The organism is Bordetella bronchiseptica (genome assembly GCF_900636925.1).
Taxonomy (GTDB): Bacteria; Pseudomonadota; Gammaproteobacteria; order Burkholderiales; family Burkholderiaceae_B; genus Bordetella; species Bordetella pertussis.
The window spans coordinates 3,450,269-3,468,302 of sequence record NZ_LR134326.1 but is presented as its reverse complement, the minus strand read 5'-3'; the positions used below and the strand labels follow the sequence as shown (position 1 = coordinate 3,468,302).

Genomic DNA, 18,034 nt, shown 5'->3' with positions numbered 1-18,034 from the left:
CGCCGCCCCGTGCGGCACGGCCTTAGAAGCCGACCGCCTGGCCGTCGCGGCGCGAGTCGGAGGCGGCCAGGTAGCCGCCTTCGGGCAGGCGGCAGATCAGCTGGGCCGAACCGAACTCCAGGCTGTCGGCCGGCGCCACCGCCACATTGTGGCCGCGGTCGCGCAGCGTCTGCACCACGTCGGCGGGCAGGTGCGCCTCGACGTTGACCACCGGCCCGTTCTCGACCCGGAAGCGCGGCGCGTCGCTCATGGCCTGCGGGTTCTGGCCGAAGGCGGCCAGGCGGGTCGCCATCTGCAGGTGGCCCTGCGCCTGCATCGATCCGCCCATCACGCCGAACGACATGGCCGGCTGGCCCTTGCGCGTCATGAAGGCGGGAATGATGGTGTGCATGGGCTTCTTGCGCGGCGCCACCTGGTTGACGTGGCCCGGCGTGAGCACGAAGTTCATGCCGCGGTTGTGCAGGCTGATGCCGGTGTCGGGCACCACCACGCCGGAGCCGAAGCCGTGGTAGTTGGACTGGATGAACGACACCATGGTGCCGTCGGCGTCGGCCGCGGTCAGGTAGACCGTGCCGCCCGTGGCCGGCGCCCCGGCGGCCGGGACGCTGCTGCGGTCCATCGAGATCAGGCGCGCGCGCTCGGCCAGGTAGGCGGGGTCGAGCAGGGCGGCGGCGTTCACGCGCATATGGCGCGGGTCGGTCACATGCTGGTGCAGGTCGGCGAAGGCCAGCTTCATGGCCTCGATGCTGACGTGGTAATAGTCCGCGCTGTCGCGGCCCATGGCTTCCAGGTCGAACTGCTCCAGCATGCCCAGCGCCATCAGGGCCGCGATGCCCTGGCCGTTGGGCGGGATCTCGTGCAGTTCGTAGTCGCGGAACGACTGCGAAATCGGCTCGACCCATTCCGGGCGGTGCTCGGCCAGGTCCTGCTCGCGCAGCGCGCCGCCGGTCTGGCGCGCGAAGTCGGCGATGCGGCGGGCCAGTTCGCCCTGGTAGAAGCTGGCGCCGCCCGTCTCGGCGATCTCGCGCAAGGTGCGCGCCTGGGCCGGGAAGCGCCACCACTGGCCGGCCTGCGGCGCCTGCCCTTGCGGCAGGAAGGCGTCGGCGAAGCCCGGTTCGCCGGCCAGCTTGGGGGCCTGCGTGGCCCACTGGCGCGCGATGGTGGGCGAGACCGGGAAACCCTGCTCGGCATAGGCGATGGCCGGCTCGAACAAGGCGGCGAACGGCAGCTTGCCGAAGCGCTCCGACAGGGCCTTCCAGCCCGCCACCTGGCCCGGCACGGTGACCGCGCCCCAGCCGGTGGGCGGCATGGTCTCGCGGCCGGCGAAATACTCCGGCGTCCAGGCGGCCGGCGCGCAGCCGCTGGAGTTCAGGCCGTGCAGGCGGCCGCCATGCCAGACCAGCGCGAACAGATCGCCGCCGATGCCGTTCATGACCGGCTCGACCACGGTCAGCGCAATGGCCGTGGCGATGGCGCTGTCCACCGCGTTGCCGCCGGCCAGCAGCATGCGCAGGCCGGCCTGCGCCGCCAGAGGCTGGCTGGTGGCTACCGCATTGGATGCCAGCACGGGCATTTTGCGGCTGGCGTAGGGGAAGGACCAATCGAAAGGAAGTGACATGGCTGCTGCCGTAGGTTGGAGATTACTGGGGCGTGATGCCGGCCTGCTCGACCAGCTTGCGGGTGCGCGGCAGTTCGGCCTTGATGAACGCGGCGAACTGCTCGCGGCTGCCGCCTTGCGGCTCGGCGCCGGTTTCGGCCAGCTTGTTGCGCAAGGCCGGGTCGGCCAGCACCTTGTTGACCGCCTGGTTCAGCTTGTCGAGGACCGGCGCGGGCGTGCCGTGGGGGGCGACCAGACCGTACCACGGCGCGATATCGTAGCCGCTGTAGCCTTGCTCGGCGATGGTCGGGATCTGCGGCGCCATGGCCGAACGCTGGGCGTTGGACATGCCCAGCGCCACCAGCGCGCCGCTGTTGACCTGGGGCAGGCCGGTCATGATGGTGTCGAAGTACATCGAGACCTGGCCGCTGAGCAGCGCCGGAATGGCTTCGCCGGCGCCCTTGTAGGGCACGTGCAGGATGTCGATGCCGGCCACCGACTTGAGCATCTCGCCGGCCATGTGCGAGGTGGTGCCGGTGCCGAACGAGGCATAGGTCAGCTTGCCCGGGTTGGCCTTGGCGTAAGCCACCATCTCCGGCAGGGTCTTGAACGGCTGCGACGGGTTGGCCAGCAGGATATTGGGCGTATAGGCCACCATCGACACCAGTTCGAAGCTGTCCGGGTCATAGGACAGGCGCTTTTGCAGATAGCGGTTGGTCACGATGGCCGCGGGGCCGCCCATCAGCAGGGTGTAGCCGTCGGGCTCGGCGCGCGCCACCGCGGCGCTGCCGATGGCCGCCGCCGCGCCCGGGCGGGCCTCGATGACGAAGGGCTGGCCCAGCTCCTTGGCCAGCGCCGCGCCCAGCTGGCGCGAGATGAGGTCGGTGGCCGAGCCGGCCTGGAACGGTACGACGATCTTGACCGGGTGCTGCGGCCAGTCGGTGCCGCTGGCGCCGGCCTGGCCGGCAAATGCGATCGAAACGGCGGCCAGCGCCTGCAAAAGACGGAATTTCATGGTTTCCCCTGGAAGTGGATGCGGCGTGTCGCGCGGGCGGCCGGGCCGCCCGCGTGGCAAGTGCTGCCCGGATTAGACGGGACGCGGACCTGGCACGACATTAGGTATTGTATCAATGGATCATTGGATCCAATTCATGTTATGGTCGCCGCTAACTATCATTGCGGTTTAACCGTCCGAGATCCCGATGCTGCAATTCCAGAAGACAGCAGTCAGCGCCGAGGAAGAGGCCTACCAGTACCTGCAGCAGGAAATCCGCCTGGGCCGCTACGCGCCCGGCCAACGCCTGGTGCCCGAAGCCATCGCCGGCGAGATCGGCACCAGCCGCATGCCGGTGCGCGGCGCGCTGCGCCGCCTGGCCTCCGAAGGCCTGGTCGAAATCCGCGCCAACCGCGGCGCCGTGGTGCGCGGCCTGAATCGCCAGGAAATGCTGGAAGTCTTCGAGATGCGCTCGGTCCTTGAAGGCCTGGCCGTGCGCAACGCCCTGGCCAACCTGGGCGACGAGCACATCCGGCGGCTCTCCAGCATGCTGGACCAGATGGAGGCCGGCTCGGGCGACTACCTGGACTGGACCACTGCCCACCGCGAATTCCACGAATACCTGTGCAGCTTCTGCCGCCAGCCGCGCCTGCTGCGCCAGATCTCCGAGCTGCACTCGGTCGTCGAACCCTACATGCGGCTGTGGGCCGCGCAGCCCGGCCGCAGCCTGCGCGCGCGCGAATCCCACCAGGAACTGATCGACGCGCTCAAGACCCGCGACGCGGCCCGCGCCGAAGCCGCCGCGCGCCAGCACGTGCTCAATACCGTGCCGGTGCTGCAGGATTTCCTCGCCCAGGCGGGCTGACTGCATGCGCGGATCGCGCTGACACCCTGTGCCGGGTTGTCCCCAGCGGTAACAGTCTGGCGCGCGCGCCGGCGCTAAGATCGGGCGCTTGCGTTGCGCAACGCCGGAGGCAAGCATGCTCGATTCCGTCCTCGCGCCGTGGGCATTGACCGGCCGCTTGTGGCTGAGGTTCTGGCCGCAATTGATGGCGCTGGTGGCGGCCGGCGTGCTGGCGCACGGCCTGCTGATGTGGCTGGCCGTGCACACGGGCTTCGCCAACCATCTGGCCGGCCTGGCCGTGCTGACGCTGGTGGCGCTGAGCCAGCTGGTGGTCACCGTGGCCATGTTCCTGGTGGTCCTGCCCGGCCTGCCGGCGCTGCGGGCCGCGCAGCAGGCCGCCCGCGCCGGCGAGGACAGCGCGCGTCCGGGCATGGCCCGCCTGGCCCGCATCATCACGGTGGCGCTGCTGCCGTTCTTCGCCTATTACGCGGCCTGGGGGTTCCTGGGCAACACCGTGCGACAGTACTCCCGCCTGGCCATCCACCTGGATCCGCTGGGCACGCATGGCAACGTGCTGGACGCGCTGGACTCGCGCTGGCTGCTGGTCTCGGTGGCCGTGTCCTGGCTGGTGCGCAGGATCGCCCTGCGCGCCCGCGACCGCACCCGGCAGCCCGGCTGGCAACTGCTGGTCGTGCTGTGCGAGACCAATTGGATCCTGGTCGGCCTGTACGTGATCAGCCGCTGGAAGGACCAGGCCTGGCAATGGCTGCTGGCGCAGCGCGACTGGAGCGCGGTGCTGGATTTCTGGCAGCGCCTGCTCACGCCGCTGGCCAATGCCTGGTCGGCGGGCATGGTGCCGGCCGAGGCCGAGGCCGTCGGTTGGGGCGCCACGCTGGTCAACCTGTTCTTCTACGCCTTGCTGCCCGTCGTCTGGCTGGTCATGGTGGCGCTGATCTACGGCTACGACGTGCGCGAGGATGCCGAGTTGCGGCGCGTGCGCCGGCTCGAGCGGCTGGGCCAGCGCTACCAGTCCGTGCCGCGTTTCCTGCGCGATTTCGTCGAGCATTTCATCGGCGGCTACCGCAAGCGCTATCTGCCGCTGGCCAATGGCGTGCGCCTGGCTTTTCACAGCGGCGCCGTGTTGCTGGTCACGCTGATCGTCGGCTACCGGCTCATCGACTGGGGCGCGGCGTGGCTATGGTACGGCGCCGCGCGCCTGATCGGGCCGCACCCGCTCGACTCCTGGCAGATCCTGGGCGACGCGCTGTCGGTCCTGTTCGGCAGCCCGTTCCGGGACTCGTCCACCGGCCTGTTGATCGAGCCCTTGCGCATCTGCTTCCTGGCGGCCGTGCTGGAGTGCGCTTTCTCGCCCTGGCAGGCGCGCCGCGCCGCCAGCCCCGCGCTGGCGGCCTGAGTCAATCGGCCGCGGGAACCGCGAAGCGCAGGTAGGCGGGCCGTTCGCTGCCGACCGAGACCGACAGCGTCAGCGGCCTGGCCACGTCCGGCGGCAGCATGAACACTTCCATGATGGTCAGCTTCGAGCCAGGCGGCACGCCGCGATGGGCCGCTGCCAGGCAGCCGCGCGCCATGTGGGGCGCCATGCGCAAGACCGGTTCGGTGGCGGGCCGCCACACGCGGCCGCGCGCGTCGTGCAGCGCGATGCGGCAGGCCTGCCAGCGCCTGGGCAAGTCGTCGGCCTGGACCTGCACTTCGAAGGCCGCATAGGATGCGCGCGACCCCGGCAGCCAGCCGCGCCGGGCCGGCGCGTCGATGATGCCGAATTCGAGCAGCTTCCACTGCGCCCCGCCCAGCGCGCCCTGCGCCTGCGCGGGCACATCGCGCGGCCGCAACTCGCGGTTGACCAGCCATTGGGGCACGTTGTCGTCGTTGCGCCAGGCCAGCGACAGCGCCAGCACCGCCGGCAGCAGCCACAGGCTGCGGCGGCGCCACGTGCGTTCGGCCGTGCCGGGAGCGTTCATGGGATGGCGTCCTGGTCCAGGTCGTGGCTGGCTACGGTTTCGGGCCGCCCGTCGGCCGCTACCGGCACGTCGTCCAGCGCGATGCGCGCCTGCGAATCGAGCCGGGGCGAGTAGCGCTCCGACAGCAGCAGCGTGGCGCCGCGCGCCTGGTCGGGGCGGATTTCGAACACCAGCCGCACCGTGCGCGGCAGGCCGGGGTCCAGCATGTAGGGCGGCACGCCGGGCGCCAGGCCGAGGCGGTCGGTGTGCCGATAGGTCAGCGCGTCCGGGCCCAGCCAGGCCGCCTCGCCCACCTGGGTGGAGGCGTCCAGCGCGGCCAGCCGCACCCACACGACGGCCCACACGCCGGCGGTCTCGCGCACGCGCTCGCGCCCCAGGCTGCGATAGCGCAGCTGGCGCGCGAACTGCACGCGCTGCACCGTCGCGTCGAACTGGCGCGTGCGCACCGCCTCGCCCATGGCGCCGCGTTCGACGATGGGGCCGGTCAGGTCCAGGTAGCGCGGCGTGCTGCGCTGCATGCCGTACAGCGCCAGCGCGGCCAGCAGCAGCAGGGCCAGCGTGCCCAGGCGCGCGCTCATCGCGGATCCTGCGGCGCGTGCGCGCGCACCGGCAGCTCGACGCGGCCGATCAGCACCGGGTTGTACCAGCCGGGCGTGCCGTACAGATTGTCCACCGGCTTGTAGGTCTTGCTTTCCACCGCGAAGGCGGCTTGCGGCGGCGGCGCCACGCCGGCCGGCAGGGGCCAGACGAAGGCCACGCGTTCGGGCAGTCCGGGGTGCAGGGCGGGGCCCTGCTGCGGGTCGCGCACCGACACCACGGCGGGCTGGGCGGGCGTGACGCCCGGCGGCGCCCGCCATTGCAGCAGGTCCAGGTAGTCGTGGGAGGATTCGGCGGTGCGGTTGGTCAGTTCCGCCTCGACCACCAGGGCCGAGTGCCCGGGCTTGACCCACACCTCGTACACCTTGCCCGATGCCAGCCAGGCGGCGTGCGGCACCAGGCGCCACTGGCCGGTCTGCACCGTCGAACCGGCGCCGAACACGGGTTCGGCCGCCGCCCGGGTGCCGTCGTACGCGCCATACAGGGCGACGCTGGCGGCGGCAGCCAGCGAGCCGATGCCGGCCACGCCGGTCACGACACGGGCTTTGAGCGAGTGCAGAACGCGCATCCGGCCTCCTGGCGCGCCGCGGCGGCGCGCTTCAAGCCCCACATGGTAGGCGGCGCGCCCGCGCGCGGCGCCGGCGGGATGTGTCCAAGCGTGTCGGAGGCAGGCGTGGCGGACCGCTGGGCCAAATCTTGAAACAAACTGGGCGCCTGCCGCCCGGCAGGCGCTTGGCGCATCACGGCGCGTAGGCCGTGATATCCAACAGCGTATGCGCGCCGCGCACCGCCAGCGGTCCGCCCAGTACCAGCGTGGTCGACACCGGTTTCAGGCCGGGAAAGTGCGCGGCCCATTCATCCATCGCCTCGGCGAAGTGCTCGCCCTGGTCATGGAAGCACACGCGCCGCACCACATTGTCCAGCGTCGTGCCCGCTTCCTCGCAGATGGCCGCCACGTTCTTGAGCATGTACGCCATTTGCTGGCGCGCGGGCAGGCCGTAGTACGGGAAATTGGGATGGCGGGCCATGCCTTCGGCCAGGGCGCCGCTGGCATCGGCGGGCATCTGCTGGCTGAAGAACAGCAGGTTGCCGGCCTTGACGGCCTGAGGCTCGTGGCTGAATGGCTTGGGCGCCTTGCTGGTGTAGACGGTCTCGATCGTCTTGCGACTGTCCTCGGCCAGCAGCGTCAGCGCGATTTCGACGCGGCGTCCCTGGCCGCCGGCCAGGCCCATGTAAGGCATGACCACGCGCGCCGGCGGATTGTCGGGGAACCAGCGCTTCCAGGCGGCCTCCATGGCCGCGTACTCGGACGGATGGCCGATGTACACCTCGGCCTTGACGGCGCGCCGCAGCGACGAGCCGGCGGCCTGCGCCAGCCTGGCCAGATGGCGCAGGACCTGGTCGGTCTGCTGTTGCGTGCCGGCGCCGGCCGGCATGCGTTGCCAGGATTCGCTCGACAGGAAGACCCAATCGCCGCGCCGCACCGCGCCAGCCTGGCCGGGCTGGCGCGCGGGCTGCTCGACGCCGACATTGCGCCCGCCATCGTCCACGCACAGCAGGTCGATTTCAAGCAGCGTGTCCTTGACCATCAACGCCTTCACGCCCATGGCGGTCGAGGCCGGGCCGGGCGCCGCCAGGAAGGCGTCGCGCTCGGCGAAATGGGCCTGGACGGGAATGCGCGGCCAGTTGTTGCCGCGCGCGAACTCGTCCATGGTCGGGTGCGGCGAGGTCAGCCACTGCCACAGGCGGGCGGTATCGCGGCCCAGGTCCAGGCCGGCGGCCGCCACGGTGCGGGCCACGTTGGACATCACGAAGCGCGACTGCAGCGTCAACTGCTCGGCGAACGTGCCGTCGCTGCGGACTTGCGGCGCCACGCCAGTCTCGAAGTCGCTGGCCAGCTGGCCGGCGATGAACAGCCAGCCCGCCGCCTTGATCGCGGGCGTATACGGCATCAGCGGCTTTTCCACGCCGCCGGGCCAGAAGCCCTGGGGCGCCAGCGTGCCGCGCGCGGCGGCCTGGCCGGCGGCCTGCGCGGCCAGGCCGAGCGGCGCGGCCAGCGTCATGCCGGCGGCGGCGGCGCCCTGGATAAAGCGGCGGCGATTCATCATGGTGGTCATAACGGTTCCTTGAAAATCCAGTTTTGGGCAAGCGGGTAGTCAGCGCGTGGCGGCAGGGGCCGGCGCGGCATCACCGCATCGCCAGGCGCGGGTAGTCGGTGTAGCCGCGCGCGCCGCCGCCGTAGAACGTGGCGTGGTCGGGCGGGTTCAGCGGCTGGCCGGCGCGCAGGCGCGCCACGAAATCCGGGTTGGCCAGCGCCCAGCGGCCGACCGGCGCGATGTCGGCCAGGCCCGTCTCGACGTCCTGGCCGATCAGCTCGATCGGCCGGTTGACGCGGTTGACCAGCAGGGGGCCGCGCCACAGCTGCCGGAGATCCTTGAGCAAAGCCTCGTCGCCGTTGTGCGCGATGTGCAGGTACGACAGCTTCAGCTGCGCCAGGCCCGCCACCAGGTGGCGATACATGTCGCCGTAGTGCGGGCCCTCGTCGATGCCCCCCAGGCGCGAGCCGGGCGAAAGCCGGATGCCGGTGCGGTCGGCGCCGATTTCCTCGGCTACGGCGGCCGCGACCTCCAGCGCGAAGCGCGTGCGGTGCGCGACGGGCCCGCCATAGGCATCGTCGCGATGGTTGGCGTTGGGAGAGAGGAACTGCTGGATCAGGTAGCCGTTGGCGCCGTGTATCTCCACGCCGTCGGCGCCGGCCTCGATGGCGCGCGCGGCGGCATGCCGGTAGTCGCGCACCGTGGCCTGGATCTCGTCCGGCGACAGCGCGCGCGGCGCGGGCACCTGCTGCATGCCCGTGGGCGTGTGGATCTGGGCCTCGGGCGCGATGGCCGAGGGGGCGACGGCCTGCCGTCCATGCGGCGTATTGGCCGGGTGGGACATGCGGCCGGCGTGCATGACCTGGATATACAGGTGGCCGCCTGCGGCGTGCACCGCATCGGCCACTTTGCGCCAGCCGGCGACGTGGGCCTCGCTGTAGATGCCCGGCGAATTGAGAAAGCCCTGGCCGTCGGCCGAAGGCTGGGTGCCCTCCGAGATCAGCAAGCCCAGCGATGCGCGCTGCGCGTAGTACTCGGCCGCCAGCTCGCCGGGCGTGCCGTCGTCTTGCGCGCGGCTGCGGGTCAGGGGAGACATCGCCAGGCGATGGGCGAGATTCATGCGGCCGATCTGGATCGGATCCCAGAGAGAGGTCATGGCGTATTCCTACCGATTTGAGGTGAAGGGGCTGCACGTCGAGTGCGTGATCGGTAAGGTAGTTCGTTCCAATAATTGTCGGAAGACTGTATTATTTGTATGGTTTGTCTCAAAAATGGATCAAACATGGATTTGTCCGCGCTTGCCGACTTCAACCTGGTTGCCGCCCATGGCGGCTTCGGCAAGGCCAGCCGCAGCAGCGGCAGGCCCAAGGCCACGCTGTCGCGGCGGGTCATGGACTTGGAGCAAAGCCTGGGGGTGCGCCTGCTCGAGCGCGGCGCCCGTTCGCTGCGGCTGACCGAAGAGGGCCAGGCGCTGCACGAGCGCACCTGCGGCCCGCTGGGTGAAATCATCGAAGCCGGCGAGTCGGTGGCGGCCGGCCTGTCCGCCCCGCGAGGGCGGCTGCGCGTCAGCGCGCCGGTGCTGTTCTCCAGCACCTTGCTGGGCCGGATCGCGGCCGGTTTCGCGCAGGCCTACCCCGAGGTGCGCCTGGACGTCGTGGCCGAAGACCGCAACATCGATCTGGTCGACGACGGCTACGACGTGGCCATTCGCGTCAATCCCCGTCCGGACGCCGCGCTGGTGGGGCGCTGCTTCGCCCGCGACGACATGCTGCTGGTGGCGCCGCCTGCGCTGGCGCGGCCGGCGGCCGCCGCCGATGGGCAGGCGCCCACGGTGCCCGCGGTCGCCCTGGCCAATGTGTTCGACAGCGGCGCCTGGCACTACCAGGACGGCGATACGTTGAACACCGTCATGCCCGATGTGCGCCTGCGCCTGTCTTCGCTCCTCATGATCCGCGATGCCGTGCAGGCCGGCGCCGGCGCGGCGCTTATCCCGCGTTCGCTGCTGGCGCAGGGCGGGGCGCACGCCAGCCTGGCGGTGTGGGGGCGCATCCCCGACCGGCCCGTCGAACTGTGGGTCCTGCACAACTCGCGCCGCCTGGTCAGCACCAAGGTGGCGGCATTCGTGGAATACCTCTGCGCGGCGTTCCCCGCGCGCACCCTGACCGGCAGGGCCGCAGCCTAGCGCGCGTGGCGCGGAAAGACCAGCAGGTCGGCCGTCACCGGTTCCCTGTTGTCGAATAACAGGTAATGCGTGGCGTCCGGATATTCGCCGTGGCGCGCGCCGGATCCGCATGCCCTTGGCGGGGTCCTGCGGCCGGACGTCCGAAAACCGGGATATTCCGAGAAGCAATCGGCTGGCGCCTTCCAGACTGTGCGCATACCATTGCCCTCTTTTGCCACGCATTTCGAGCGTATGGATTCCCTTGCGCCCGACGCAGGCTCGCCTCGCCATGACCGACACGGCATACCACCAACTCATCGCCGATTTCGGCCGCCTCATCGGCATCGACTCGCTCGACCCCGGTGCCGGCGGCCTGTGTCAGTTGATTTTCGAACCGTGCGCACCGGTCTTCATCGCACCGGTGCACGCCCGGGCGGAAATCATGATTTCCTGCGTGCTGGGCACGGCGGACACGGTCAACCCGGCAAGCATGGCCCGAGCCAACTTCATGCAGGCCGGCAGCGGCGTCGTGGCCTGCATCGGCGGCGATGGGTTGTCCTATCTGCAGCAGGCCATACCCCTGTCGCGCGCCACGCCCGCAATCCTGCTCGATCACTGTGAGCGTCTGCTGCAGGAAGCCTCGCGCTGGCGCGTCGGCGACCACGACGGCTGCGCCAGCTCGGCCCCGAATATCGCCGCGCTGACGCGCGGCGTCTAGGTCGGCGGCGACTTGCCGGGCGCCGCTGCGGCAGGCTCAACTCGCCTTCTGTATGACGCCCTTGAGCGAATCCGCGACCTGCTTGACCACCGTGCTCTGTAGATCGATCATGACGACCCACGATTGCATTTCCTGTTGCACGATCAGCAGGTCCGACGTGCTTACCGCGCCGTCTCCGCGCGCGCTGAGCGCCTCCAGGCGACTGCGCAGGTCGCGTTCGTGAGCGTTCAGCCGCGTATTGACCGCCTGGTTGACGCTCTGCATGGTCACTCGGCCTGCATCGCCGCCCAGGTTAATGGCCATGCTTGTCTCCTTCGGCGCATTGTTCATTGCTCAGGCGCGTCAAGACTGACGCCGGAGGGTTGTCCGGCCCGGTCGGGCGCTGCAGCAATACCTGCCGGGCCGCGGTGGCGGCCGCCAGCGCGTCGCGCCATACGGGATAGGTGTCGCGCCCCACGCCATCGTGCAGGCGGACGCGCAAACGTGTCTCCAGTTCGCCGAGCTGCGACAGCAAGGTGTCGCGCAAGGCGGAACCGCCCGGCGATGCCAGGCGCACTTCCAGTTCGGTCAGGGCTAGAACAGATGTATTCATATGATGTTGCAGGCGAGGGTTGACGGCTACCGAGGCGATTTCATCGCGTCACGATGACCGGTTCGGGACCATCGAAGACCAGGCGGCCGGATTCGATGGCGGTAAGGCGATACTGGTCCCGCAGTCCGCCCACCAGGAGGCGGCTGCCATCGGCCAGCATCAGGTACGGTTGCGGGCCGCTCACGACACTGCGTATCTCGAACGGCACGTGATCCCGCGTCGCGCGCGCGGCGGTGGCCGGCAGCCGGACGACGTCGTAGTTGCGCTGGTTGAACGCGGCCACCAGCTCGCGCAGGCGCGCCATGCGGCCTGCCGCCAATCCGCCGGGATCTGCGTCGAGGCGGTCGGCGTGCCAGCTGAGCTTGACGCCGTCGAGGCGTTCGTCGGCCAGCTGGGCCGCGAACTGGGCCGAGACCTCGTCGGCCAGGCGCACATCGCGACCGAGGATCGTCATGCCCGGCAGGCGCATGCGCACCGCGTGCAGCGCCGCGGCGCGTTCGTGCGCATCGCTGGCGATGCCCGAGATCGCCAGGCGGCCATTGCCGTACGGGCGCGCCATGTAGCGCACTCCGAATGTCGCCAGGACATCGCAGGCCAGGGTCCTGGCCTCGTCCTGCCTGCTTACCTGCATGGCAGGCCGTGGCGCAAGTTGCGCCAAGGCCCGGGCGACCCGAGCGAATTCCGTCTCGTCGTGCACCCATCCGGTCACGGTGAGCACGCCGCCACGGCCGTAGGCCGCTTGTAATTGCTCAGCAAGGCCCAGGCTGTCGATGAGCGCCGCGGCGCGGATCAGCGGCGCGGCGGACGTTGGGGGCGGCGCGGCCGGCGGCGCGGCGGGTGTGGTCACGGAAACCAGCGCCGTGGCCAGGCCGACCAGCAGGACGGCCGCGGCCGCGCCCAGCGCCAGCCAGGGCCGTCCTGCACGTCGGCGCGGCATGAGGGCGTCGACGGACGGCGGGCTTGTCGAGCCAGGGGCGTCGTGCAAGGCTGTGGCGCTGCCGTCGGGGCCGCGCGGCTCTGGCGGCGCGGGCCACGGCGCGGAAGGGGCGGCCACGGTGATCCAGGTCGCTCCCAGCTGTACGGGTTCGTTGAAGGCCGCGGGCGGGCACGGCGCCTGGGCGTCCAGGCCGGGCGTCATGGCGCCGGCCAACCGCCAGCCGGACTGGTCGATCTCCAGCCATCCCGCCACTTCGGGCATGTCCTCGCCGGTCAGGACGATATCGCAATGCGGATTGGCGCCCACGCGCGCGCCATGCACGGCCGGGCAGCGCGCCCTGCACTGTGCGCCTGAAAGCACGCGGAATTCCAGCGCCGCCGTCATAGATCCACCCTGCCCAGGGGCTGTACATTGATCTCCGGCGTCAGTTCCTGGTAGGACAGCACCGGCAGGGCGTAGAGATCGGCTTCGATCATCTTGCGCGTGTAGCGCCGGATGTCCATCGACGTCAGCAAGACGGGACGGCTCGCGCCGGCGGCCAGATCGCCGACACATTGGCGTATGTGCTCGACCAGCCGGCGTGTCGTGTCCGGATCGAGGGCGAGATAACTGCCGGCGGCGGTCTGCCGGATGGCGGCGCGCACGGTTTCCTCGACCTTGGGGGCCAGCAGGTAGGCGGGCAGGATATTGTGGCCGCTGGTGTACTTGTAGCTGATATAGCGCTTGAGTGCGATTCGGACATACTCCGTAAGCAGGACGGTATCCTTTTCCTTCTGGCCCCATTCGACCAGCGCTTCCAGGACGGCGCGCAGGTTGCGTATCGACACTTCCTCGGAAACAAGGCGCTGCAGGATTTCGGCAATCTTCTGCACCGGCATGACGCGCAGGCACTCCTTGACCAGATCGGGAAATCGTTCTTCCATGGCCGAAAGCAGAAACCGGGTTTCCTGGATGCCGATGAAATCGGCTGAATATTTTTTCAGTACATATGCCAAGTGCCAAGTCAGGATCTGGCTGATACCCAGGTAAGGAATACCTGCATCGCGCAAGGCGCCGGTCAGACTGGCTGCAACCCAGATCGTGGGCGTATCGGGCAGAAAGGCCGCGCCCGTTTCGTATGCGATCCGCAGGGCCTGCAGGTTCTGCTCGGTGTCCCGCACCAGCACGGCATCGTCGCGCAACATCCCCTGCGCCACCGGGATCTCCGACAGCACGATGGTGTAGGTATTGGCGGCCAGCGCTTCGGTGAAGCGCAACTGGATGCCGGGAAATGGCACGCCCAAGTCGAAATAGAGCGCCCGCCGGATCTGCAGCAGATCGTCGGTGAGGGTGGCCGGCTCGAACCGGGGCTGCAGCCGCGCGGCCACGTCGATGATCAGCGGGACGGTGGGAGCGAATTCCGCCTGTCCATCCGCCGGCGCGCGGGTGCGGGGCAGGCCGTCGGCAGCCATGCCGGCGAGCGCGGGCCCGGCGCCTTCGGGCGGACGCTGGGATGCGCGCAGCAGTACGAAACCGATGGTGCCCACCACGGCGGCCAGGGCGAAGAAGACCAGCGTGGGCATGCCGGGAATGAGGCCCAGGCCTGCCGAGATCGCGCCGGCAATGACCAGGGCGCGAGGCTGCGCCAGCACTTGTGCGCCGATGTCGGTGCCTACGTTGGAGGGGCCATCCCCGGTCTGCACCCGCGTCACGATGATTCCCGCGCAGATGGCGATGAACAGCGCCGGGATCTGCGCGATGAGCCCGTCGCCTATGGTCAGGATGGCATATGTCTGCACGGCCTCGCCGGCGCTCAGGCCGCGCTGCAGCACGCCGACCAGCATGCCGCCAAGCAGGTTGACGGCAACGATGATCAGGCCGGCGATGGCATCGCCCTTGACGAACTTCATCGCGCCGTCCATGGCGCCATACAGTTGGCTTTCCTTCTCGACCGTACGGCGTCGGCGGCGGGCTTCGTCCATGTCTATGGTGCCCGCGCGCAAGTCCGCGTCGATGGACATCTGCTTGCCGGGCATGGCGTCCAGCGAGAAGCGCGCGGCGACTTCGGCCACCCGCTCCGCGCCTTTGGTGATGACCACGAACTGCACGATCGTGAGGATGAGGAAAACCACCAGGCCGACGATCAGGTTGCCGCCCACCACGAAGTTGCCGAAGGTCTCGATGATGTGGCCGGCATCGCCTTGCAGCAGGATCAGCCGCGTGGTCGCGATGGAGATGCCCAGCCGGAACAGCGTGGTGACCAGCAGGACCGAAGGGAACGAGGAAAACGCCAGGGGCGAAGGCAGGTACATCGCGACCATCAGCAGGACCGCGGACAGCGTCATGTTCGCACCGATCAGCACGTCGACCAGCGTCGTGGGCAACGGCAGGATCATCATGAAGACGATCGCCACGATGAGCACGGCCAGTACGATGTCGTTGCGGCTGGTGGCCAGCGCCACCGCGCGTTGCAGGCGGAGAATGGATTTCTTGCTCGTCATGGCGGGGGCGCGCTCGCGCAAGACGCCGCCCGTAGCGCCATATAGTCACGCATGGCCTGGCGGGCGTCGTCGGGTCGGTTCAGCGCCTGCATGGCCTGCGCCCGGACCAGATGGCCGGCGGCATCGGGTGTGGCGCGCAGCGCGCGCTTGTCCAGCGTGACCAAGGCCATGCGCGGTTCGTCCTGGTGCAGATAGCCCAGCGCCAGGGACAGCAGGGACTGGCTGTCGATCGCGTCCAGGGCATCCAGGGCCGCCAGCAGGGCAACCGTCTTGCTCCATTGGCGCTGCAACTGGTAGTGGTGCGCAAGCAATTGCAGAAGTTCGCGTACCTGAAGGCTGGGGTAGGGTAGGGTATGCGGCATCATCCCTGGTAGAGCGCGCTGCGATACATGGCAGCCAGGTCACGCAGCTTTCCGGCCTCGTTGAGGACGTGCAAGGCGCGGCTCAAGGCCGGCGCGGTGTTGCCGGCGTGCAGTTCCATGGCCCGGGACAGTTCGTCGCGCGCCTGCGCCAGGGCGCGCTCGAACTGCGCGGGCTGGAGCAATGCGCCATCCGTCAGGCGAGGCCGCGCCGACTCGTCGAGCATCGCGCTCAGGTCAGGGCGTACGAGCAGGGCTTTCAGATGATCGACCGCGCCGGTGGCGGGCGGCTCGAGCCAGCGCTCGGGTGGCAGGGTGGGGGCGGGCTCGCAGCGGGGGCCGGGAACGATGTGGTCGACGCCGCGCTCCAGGCCAAGGTGCATGGCATGCATGCCGGGTACGGCGCTGGACATGGCGTCACGCCTCCAGGCGGTCGAGCCAGTTCGTCAGGCCCAGCACCGCCAGGCGCAACGCCGCTGCGTCGAGCGAGCGTTCGGGCAGTCGTGTCTGCGCGACGATCCAGTCCTCGCTGTCCTCCGACCAGAGTGACGTCTGGATGGATGCGGCGCCGCCGCGCTGTCCATGGGCCCGTTTCCATGCCGCCAGCAACACGGAGGCGGCGTCGCGCTCCGCCCGCTGGGCCAGGTGGACCAGGGCCGCGCCGGCGACGCATTCGACGCCCAGGCGGCGCCCGTTGGACAGCGCCAGCGACGCCGATCGGGACGGCCCGAATGCCAGGCCCTCGATGCCGATATCCTGGCCGAACTGATGCAGCGCCTTATCGGCAGTATTCATGCGTTCTCCATTGCTATCGCGTTGTCCAGCGCATCCTGCGCAGCCGCCAGGACGGTGGCGCGCACGTCCATGTCGGCGTAGATCTGCGTGGGCAGGTCTTTGAGAATCTGGCGTACGCCGCCGAGGAATGCGATGCGCTCGGAGAGGGCATTCGCGCCGTGGCGCTCTGCCAGCTTCTCGAAGCGCGCGGGCGCAATCCATTTGTCCTCGCTGATTCCCACAAGATCGCGCATCAGGCCCTGGGCGTCCGCACACTCCTGCGAGCCTGCGTTGCCCAGCCGTTGTTTCAGGGCATTGCATTCCTCCAGTACCGTGGCGGCCACCTCGACTTGATAGAGATCGCTCGCCAACACTTGCAGCCTGACGCCGTCCGTCGACGGTGTCGCCGCGGCCAGGTCGTGTCCCAGCGCCTGAATCAGCGCGCCCAGCGCGCCGTGGATGTCGTCGTTCCCATAGCGTTCCAGCACCAGGTCCAGCGTGCGCGCCAACGACAGCTGGCCCAGGGCGATGTCGCGGTACGCGTGCTGGAAGCCGGCCAGCTCGTCAGCGGAACGCGCGAACGCGCTGGCCGTGGGCAGGGTGTTGATGCCGGCGCGGATTTCGGGGCCATGGGCGAGCTCCAGGTCGGCCAATGCATCGCGCAGGGCTTCGAGCGCGTGCGGCGCGGCGTCCTCGTGCTCGCCGCGCTGCAGCGCGTGCTGCAGCGCGAGGTATTGCTGCGTGACACCGGTAAACGCTTGCGCGGCCAGTTGCATGGGGGCGCCCCGGCCGCGCAGCAGCTCGGCGGTCAGGGCTTCCAGTTTTGCCTGCGCGTCGGGGTCGTGGGTGTGGGAAAACAGTTCCGCAAGCTGCGCCGCGTCCAGCCAGAGCATCGGACGTTCGGCCGTGACCTTGCGTTCGGAGTGATGCTTTTCCTCGGCAGCCTGCGCCATGTGCAGGCTGAGCTCCTCGGCCGCGTCCGCCAGCGATATGCCGGTGGGCGCCGGTGCGATGCGCTGGCCTTGCAGCCAGCCGGAGGAGGTGTTGGCCGAGGCGTCGTGGCGCCCCTGCATGGCGGCGTGGAAGGGATTGGGGGCGGCATCGATACGAGTCATGGGGAGTCCTCGGAGAAGGAACCATTTGCCTACTGGTGCAGTGAGTGTCGCGCGCGCGGCCATGGTTCCCGGAAACGGGCGCGATATTGGGCAATTCGCAGCCTGGAACTTGCCGCGGGCGCAGGGTTACTCAGCATGCGTCTTTCAACTCGAAGGAGCCCTCATGACCATTGATCTCGGAGTTTCACTCACGTCGCAGGCCGGCGGCCTGCAAGGCATCGACCTCAAGAGCATGGATATCCAGACTCTCATGGTGTATGTGCAGGGTCGTCGCGCCGAACTCCTCACGGCTCAAATGCAGACCCAGGCCGAAGTGGTGCAGAAGGCCAATGAACGCATGGCGCAGCTCAACGAGGTCCTGTCCGCGCTGTCCCGGGCCAAGGCCGAGTTTCCGCCCAATCCGAAGCCGGGCGACACCATCCCGGGCTGGGACAACCAGAAGGTCAGCCGGATCGAGGTTCCCCTCAATGATGCGCTGCGCGCTGCCGGCCTGACGGGCATGTTCGAAGCGCGCGATGGCCAAGTGACCGCCCCCGGCGGCCGGGGTACGCAGGTCGTGAACGGCACGGGCGTCATGGCCGGTTCCACGACCTATAAGGAACTCGAAAGTGCCTACACCACCGTAAAGGGGATGCTGGATACGGCGTCCAATACGCAACAGATGGACATGATCAGGCTGCAGGCCGCCAGCAACAAGCGCAACGAGGCTTTCGAGGTCATGACCAACACCGAGAAGCGGCGCAGCGACCTGAACAGTTCCATCACCAACAACATGCGCTAAGCGCTGCACA

At 69.3% G+C, this 18,034-nt stretch carries 20 protein-coding genes; 5 read left to right on the top strand and 15 right to left on the bottom strand.

Features of this window, described 5'->3' with window-relative positions; genetic code table 11:
- Positions 1-22 precede the first annotated feature (22 nt).
- Both ggt and EL288_RS16135 read right to left on the bottom strand, forming a co-directional pair.
- A complete protein-coding gene (ggt, locus tag EL288_RS16140) occupies positions 23-1,618 on the bottom strand; it encodes a gamma-glutamyltransferase (protein ID WP_003809852.1) in 1,596 nt (531 codons plus the stop codon).
- Between the two features lie 22 nt (positions 1,619-1,640).
- Positions 1,641-2,612: a Bug family tripartite tricarboxylate transporter substrate binding protein gene (locus EL288_RS16135; RefSeq protein WP_003809854.1), complete on the bottom strand. Its 972-nt coding sequence runs from the start codon at positions 2,610-2,612 to the stop codon at positions 1,641-1,643.
- 187 nt (positions 2,613-2,799) lie between these two features.
- On the opposite strand from EL288_RS16135, the gene EL288_RS16130 reads away from it, so the two are divergent.
- Positions 2,800-3,456, top strand: a complete 657-nt coding sequence (locus EL288_RS16130; protein WP_003809856.1) for a GntR family transcriptional regulator — start codon at positions 2,800-2,802, stop codon at positions 3,454-3,456.
- 115 nt (positions 3,457-3,571) lie between these two features.
- Positions 3,572-4,849, top strand: a complete 1,278-nt coding sequence (locus tag EL288_RS16125) for a hypothetical protein (RefSeq protein WP_010926196.1) — start codon at positions 3,572-3,574, stop codon at positions 4,847-4,849.
- A 1-nt stretch (position 4,850) separates the two neighbouring features.
- Here the strand turns inward: EL288_RS16125 and EL288_RS16120 are convergent, their stop codons facing one another.
- From EL288_RS16120 to EL288_RS16100, 5 genes are all read right to left on the bottom strand, one after another.
- Complete coding sequence (locus tag EL288_RS16120) at positions 4,851-5,414, bottom strand: hypothetical protein (protein ID WP_003809859.1); 564 nt, start codon at positions 5,412-5,414, stop codon at positions 4,851-4,853.
- Positions 5,411-5,992: a hypothetical protein gene (locus tag EL288_RS16115; RefSeq protein ID WP_015039308.1), complete on the bottom strand. Its 582-nt coding sequence runs from the start codon at positions 5,990-5,992 to the stop codon at positions 5,411-5,413. Before EL288_RS16115 ends, EL288_RS16120 begins: the two co-directional genes overlap by 4 nt.
- Entirely contained in the window at positions 5,989-6,579 is a 591-nt protein-coding gene (locus tag EL288_RS16110; RefSeq protein WP_003809863.1) for a hypothetical protein, read from the bottom strand. Before EL288_RS16110 ends, EL288_RS16115 begins: the two co-directional genes overlap by 4 nt.
- Positions 6,580-6,751: 172 nt before the next feature.
- A complete protein-coding gene (locus tag EL288_RS16105; protein ID WP_003809865.1) occupies positions 6,752-8,128 on the bottom strand; it encodes a RidA family protein in 1,377 nt (458 codons plus the stop codon).
- A 70-nt stretch (positions 8,129-8,198) separates the two neighbouring features.
- Positions 8,199-9,263: an alkene reductase gene (locus tag EL288_RS16100; protein WP_033447663.1), complete on the bottom strand. Its 1,065-nt coding sequence runs from the start codon at positions 9,261-9,263 to the stop codon at positions 8,199-8,201.
- 99 nt (positions 9,264-9,362) lie between these two features.
- Here EL288_RS16100 and EL288_RS16095 point away from each other — a divergent pair, with 99 nt between their 5' ends.
- Together EL288_RS16095 and EL288_RS16090 are read left to right on the top strand one after the other, a co-directional pair.
- Entirely contained in the window at positions 9,363-10,289 is a 927-nt protein-coding gene (locus tag EL288_RS16095) for a LysR family transcriptional regulator (protein WP_010926200.1), read from the top strand.
- Between the two features lie 241 nt (positions 10,290-10,530).
- On the top strand, positions 10,531-10,986 hold the full coding sequence (locus EL288_RS16090; RefSeq protein WP_033450449.1) for a CesT family type III secretion system chaperone: 456 nt from the start codon (positions 10,531-10,533) through the stop codon (positions 10,984-10,986).
- A gap of 36 nt (positions 10,987-11,022) precedes the next feature.
- On the opposite strand, the gene bscF is transcribed toward EL288_RS16090, so the two are convergent.
- Genes bscF through bopN form a run of 8 tightly spaced genes read right to left on the bottom strand, consistent with a single transcriptional unit; the run spans position 11,023 to position 17,243 of the window.
- Positions 11,023-11,289, bottom strand: coding sequence for a type III secretion system protein BscF (gene bscF / locus EL288_RS16085; protein WP_003809869.1), 267 nt, complete (start codon positions 11,287-11,289; stop codon positions 11,023-11,025).
- Positions 11,279-11,578, bottom strand: a complete 300-nt coding sequence (gene bscE, locus EL288_RS16080) for a type III secretion system protein BscE (protein ID WP_003809870.1) — start codon at positions 11,576-11,578, stop codon at positions 11,279-11,281. Before bscE ends, bscF begins: the two co-directional genes overlap by 11 nt.
- Before the next feature lie 40 nt (positions 11,579-11,618).
- Entirely contained in the window at positions 11,619-12,899 is a 1,281-nt protein-coding gene (gene bscD, locus EL288_RS16075; protein WP_033456420.1) for a SctD family type III secretion system inner membrane ring subunit BscD, read from the bottom strand.
- Positions 12,896-14,995, bottom strand: a complete 2,100-nt coding sequence (gene bcrD / locus EL288_RS16070; RefSeq protein ID WP_010926201.1) for a SctV family type III secretion system export apparatus subunit BcrD — start codon at positions 14,993-14,995, stop codon at positions 12,896-12,898. Before bcrD ends, bscD begins: the two co-directional genes overlap by 4 nt.
- Positions 14,992-15,360, bottom strand: coding sequence for a hypothetical protein (locus EL288_RS16065; protein ID WP_033458832.1), 369 nt, complete (start codon positions 15,358-15,360; stop codon positions 14,992-14,994). Before EL288_RS16065 ends, bcrD begins: the two co-directional genes overlap by 4 nt.
- Positions 15,357-15,767, bottom strand: a complete 411-nt coding sequence (gene sctX / locus EL288_RS16060; RefSeq protein WP_033458830.1) for a type III secretion apparatus assembly protein SctX — start codon at positions 15,765-15,767, stop codon at positions 15,357-15,359. The genes EL288_RS16065 and sctX overlap by 4 nt, the downstream gene beginning before the upstream one ends.
- A 4-nt stretch (positions 15,768-15,771) precedes the next feature.
- On the bottom strand, positions 15,772-16,149 hold the full coding sequence (sycN, locus tag EL288_RS16055; RefSeq protein ID WP_003809878.1) for a type III secretion chaperone SycN: 378 nt from the start codon (positions 16,147-16,149) through the stop codon (positions 15,772-15,774).
- Positions 16,146-17,243: a SctW family type III secretion system gatekeeper subunit BopN gene (bopN, locus tag EL288_RS16050; RefSeq protein ID WP_003809880.1), complete on the bottom strand. Its 1,098-nt coding sequence runs from the start codon at positions 17,241-17,243 to the stop codon at positions 16,146-16,148. Before bopN ends, sycN begins: the two co-directional genes overlap by 4 nt.
- Before the next feature lie 163 nt (positions 17,244-17,406).
- On the opposite strand from bopN, the gene bsp22 reads away from it, so the two are divergent.
- Positions 17,407-18,024, top strand: a complete 618-nt coding sequence (gene bsp22 / locus EL288_RS16045; protein WP_003809882.1) for a type III secretion system needle tip complex Bsp22 — start codon at positions 17,407-17,409, stop codon at positions 18,022-18,024.
- Positions 18,025-18,034: the final 10 nt, after the last annotated feature.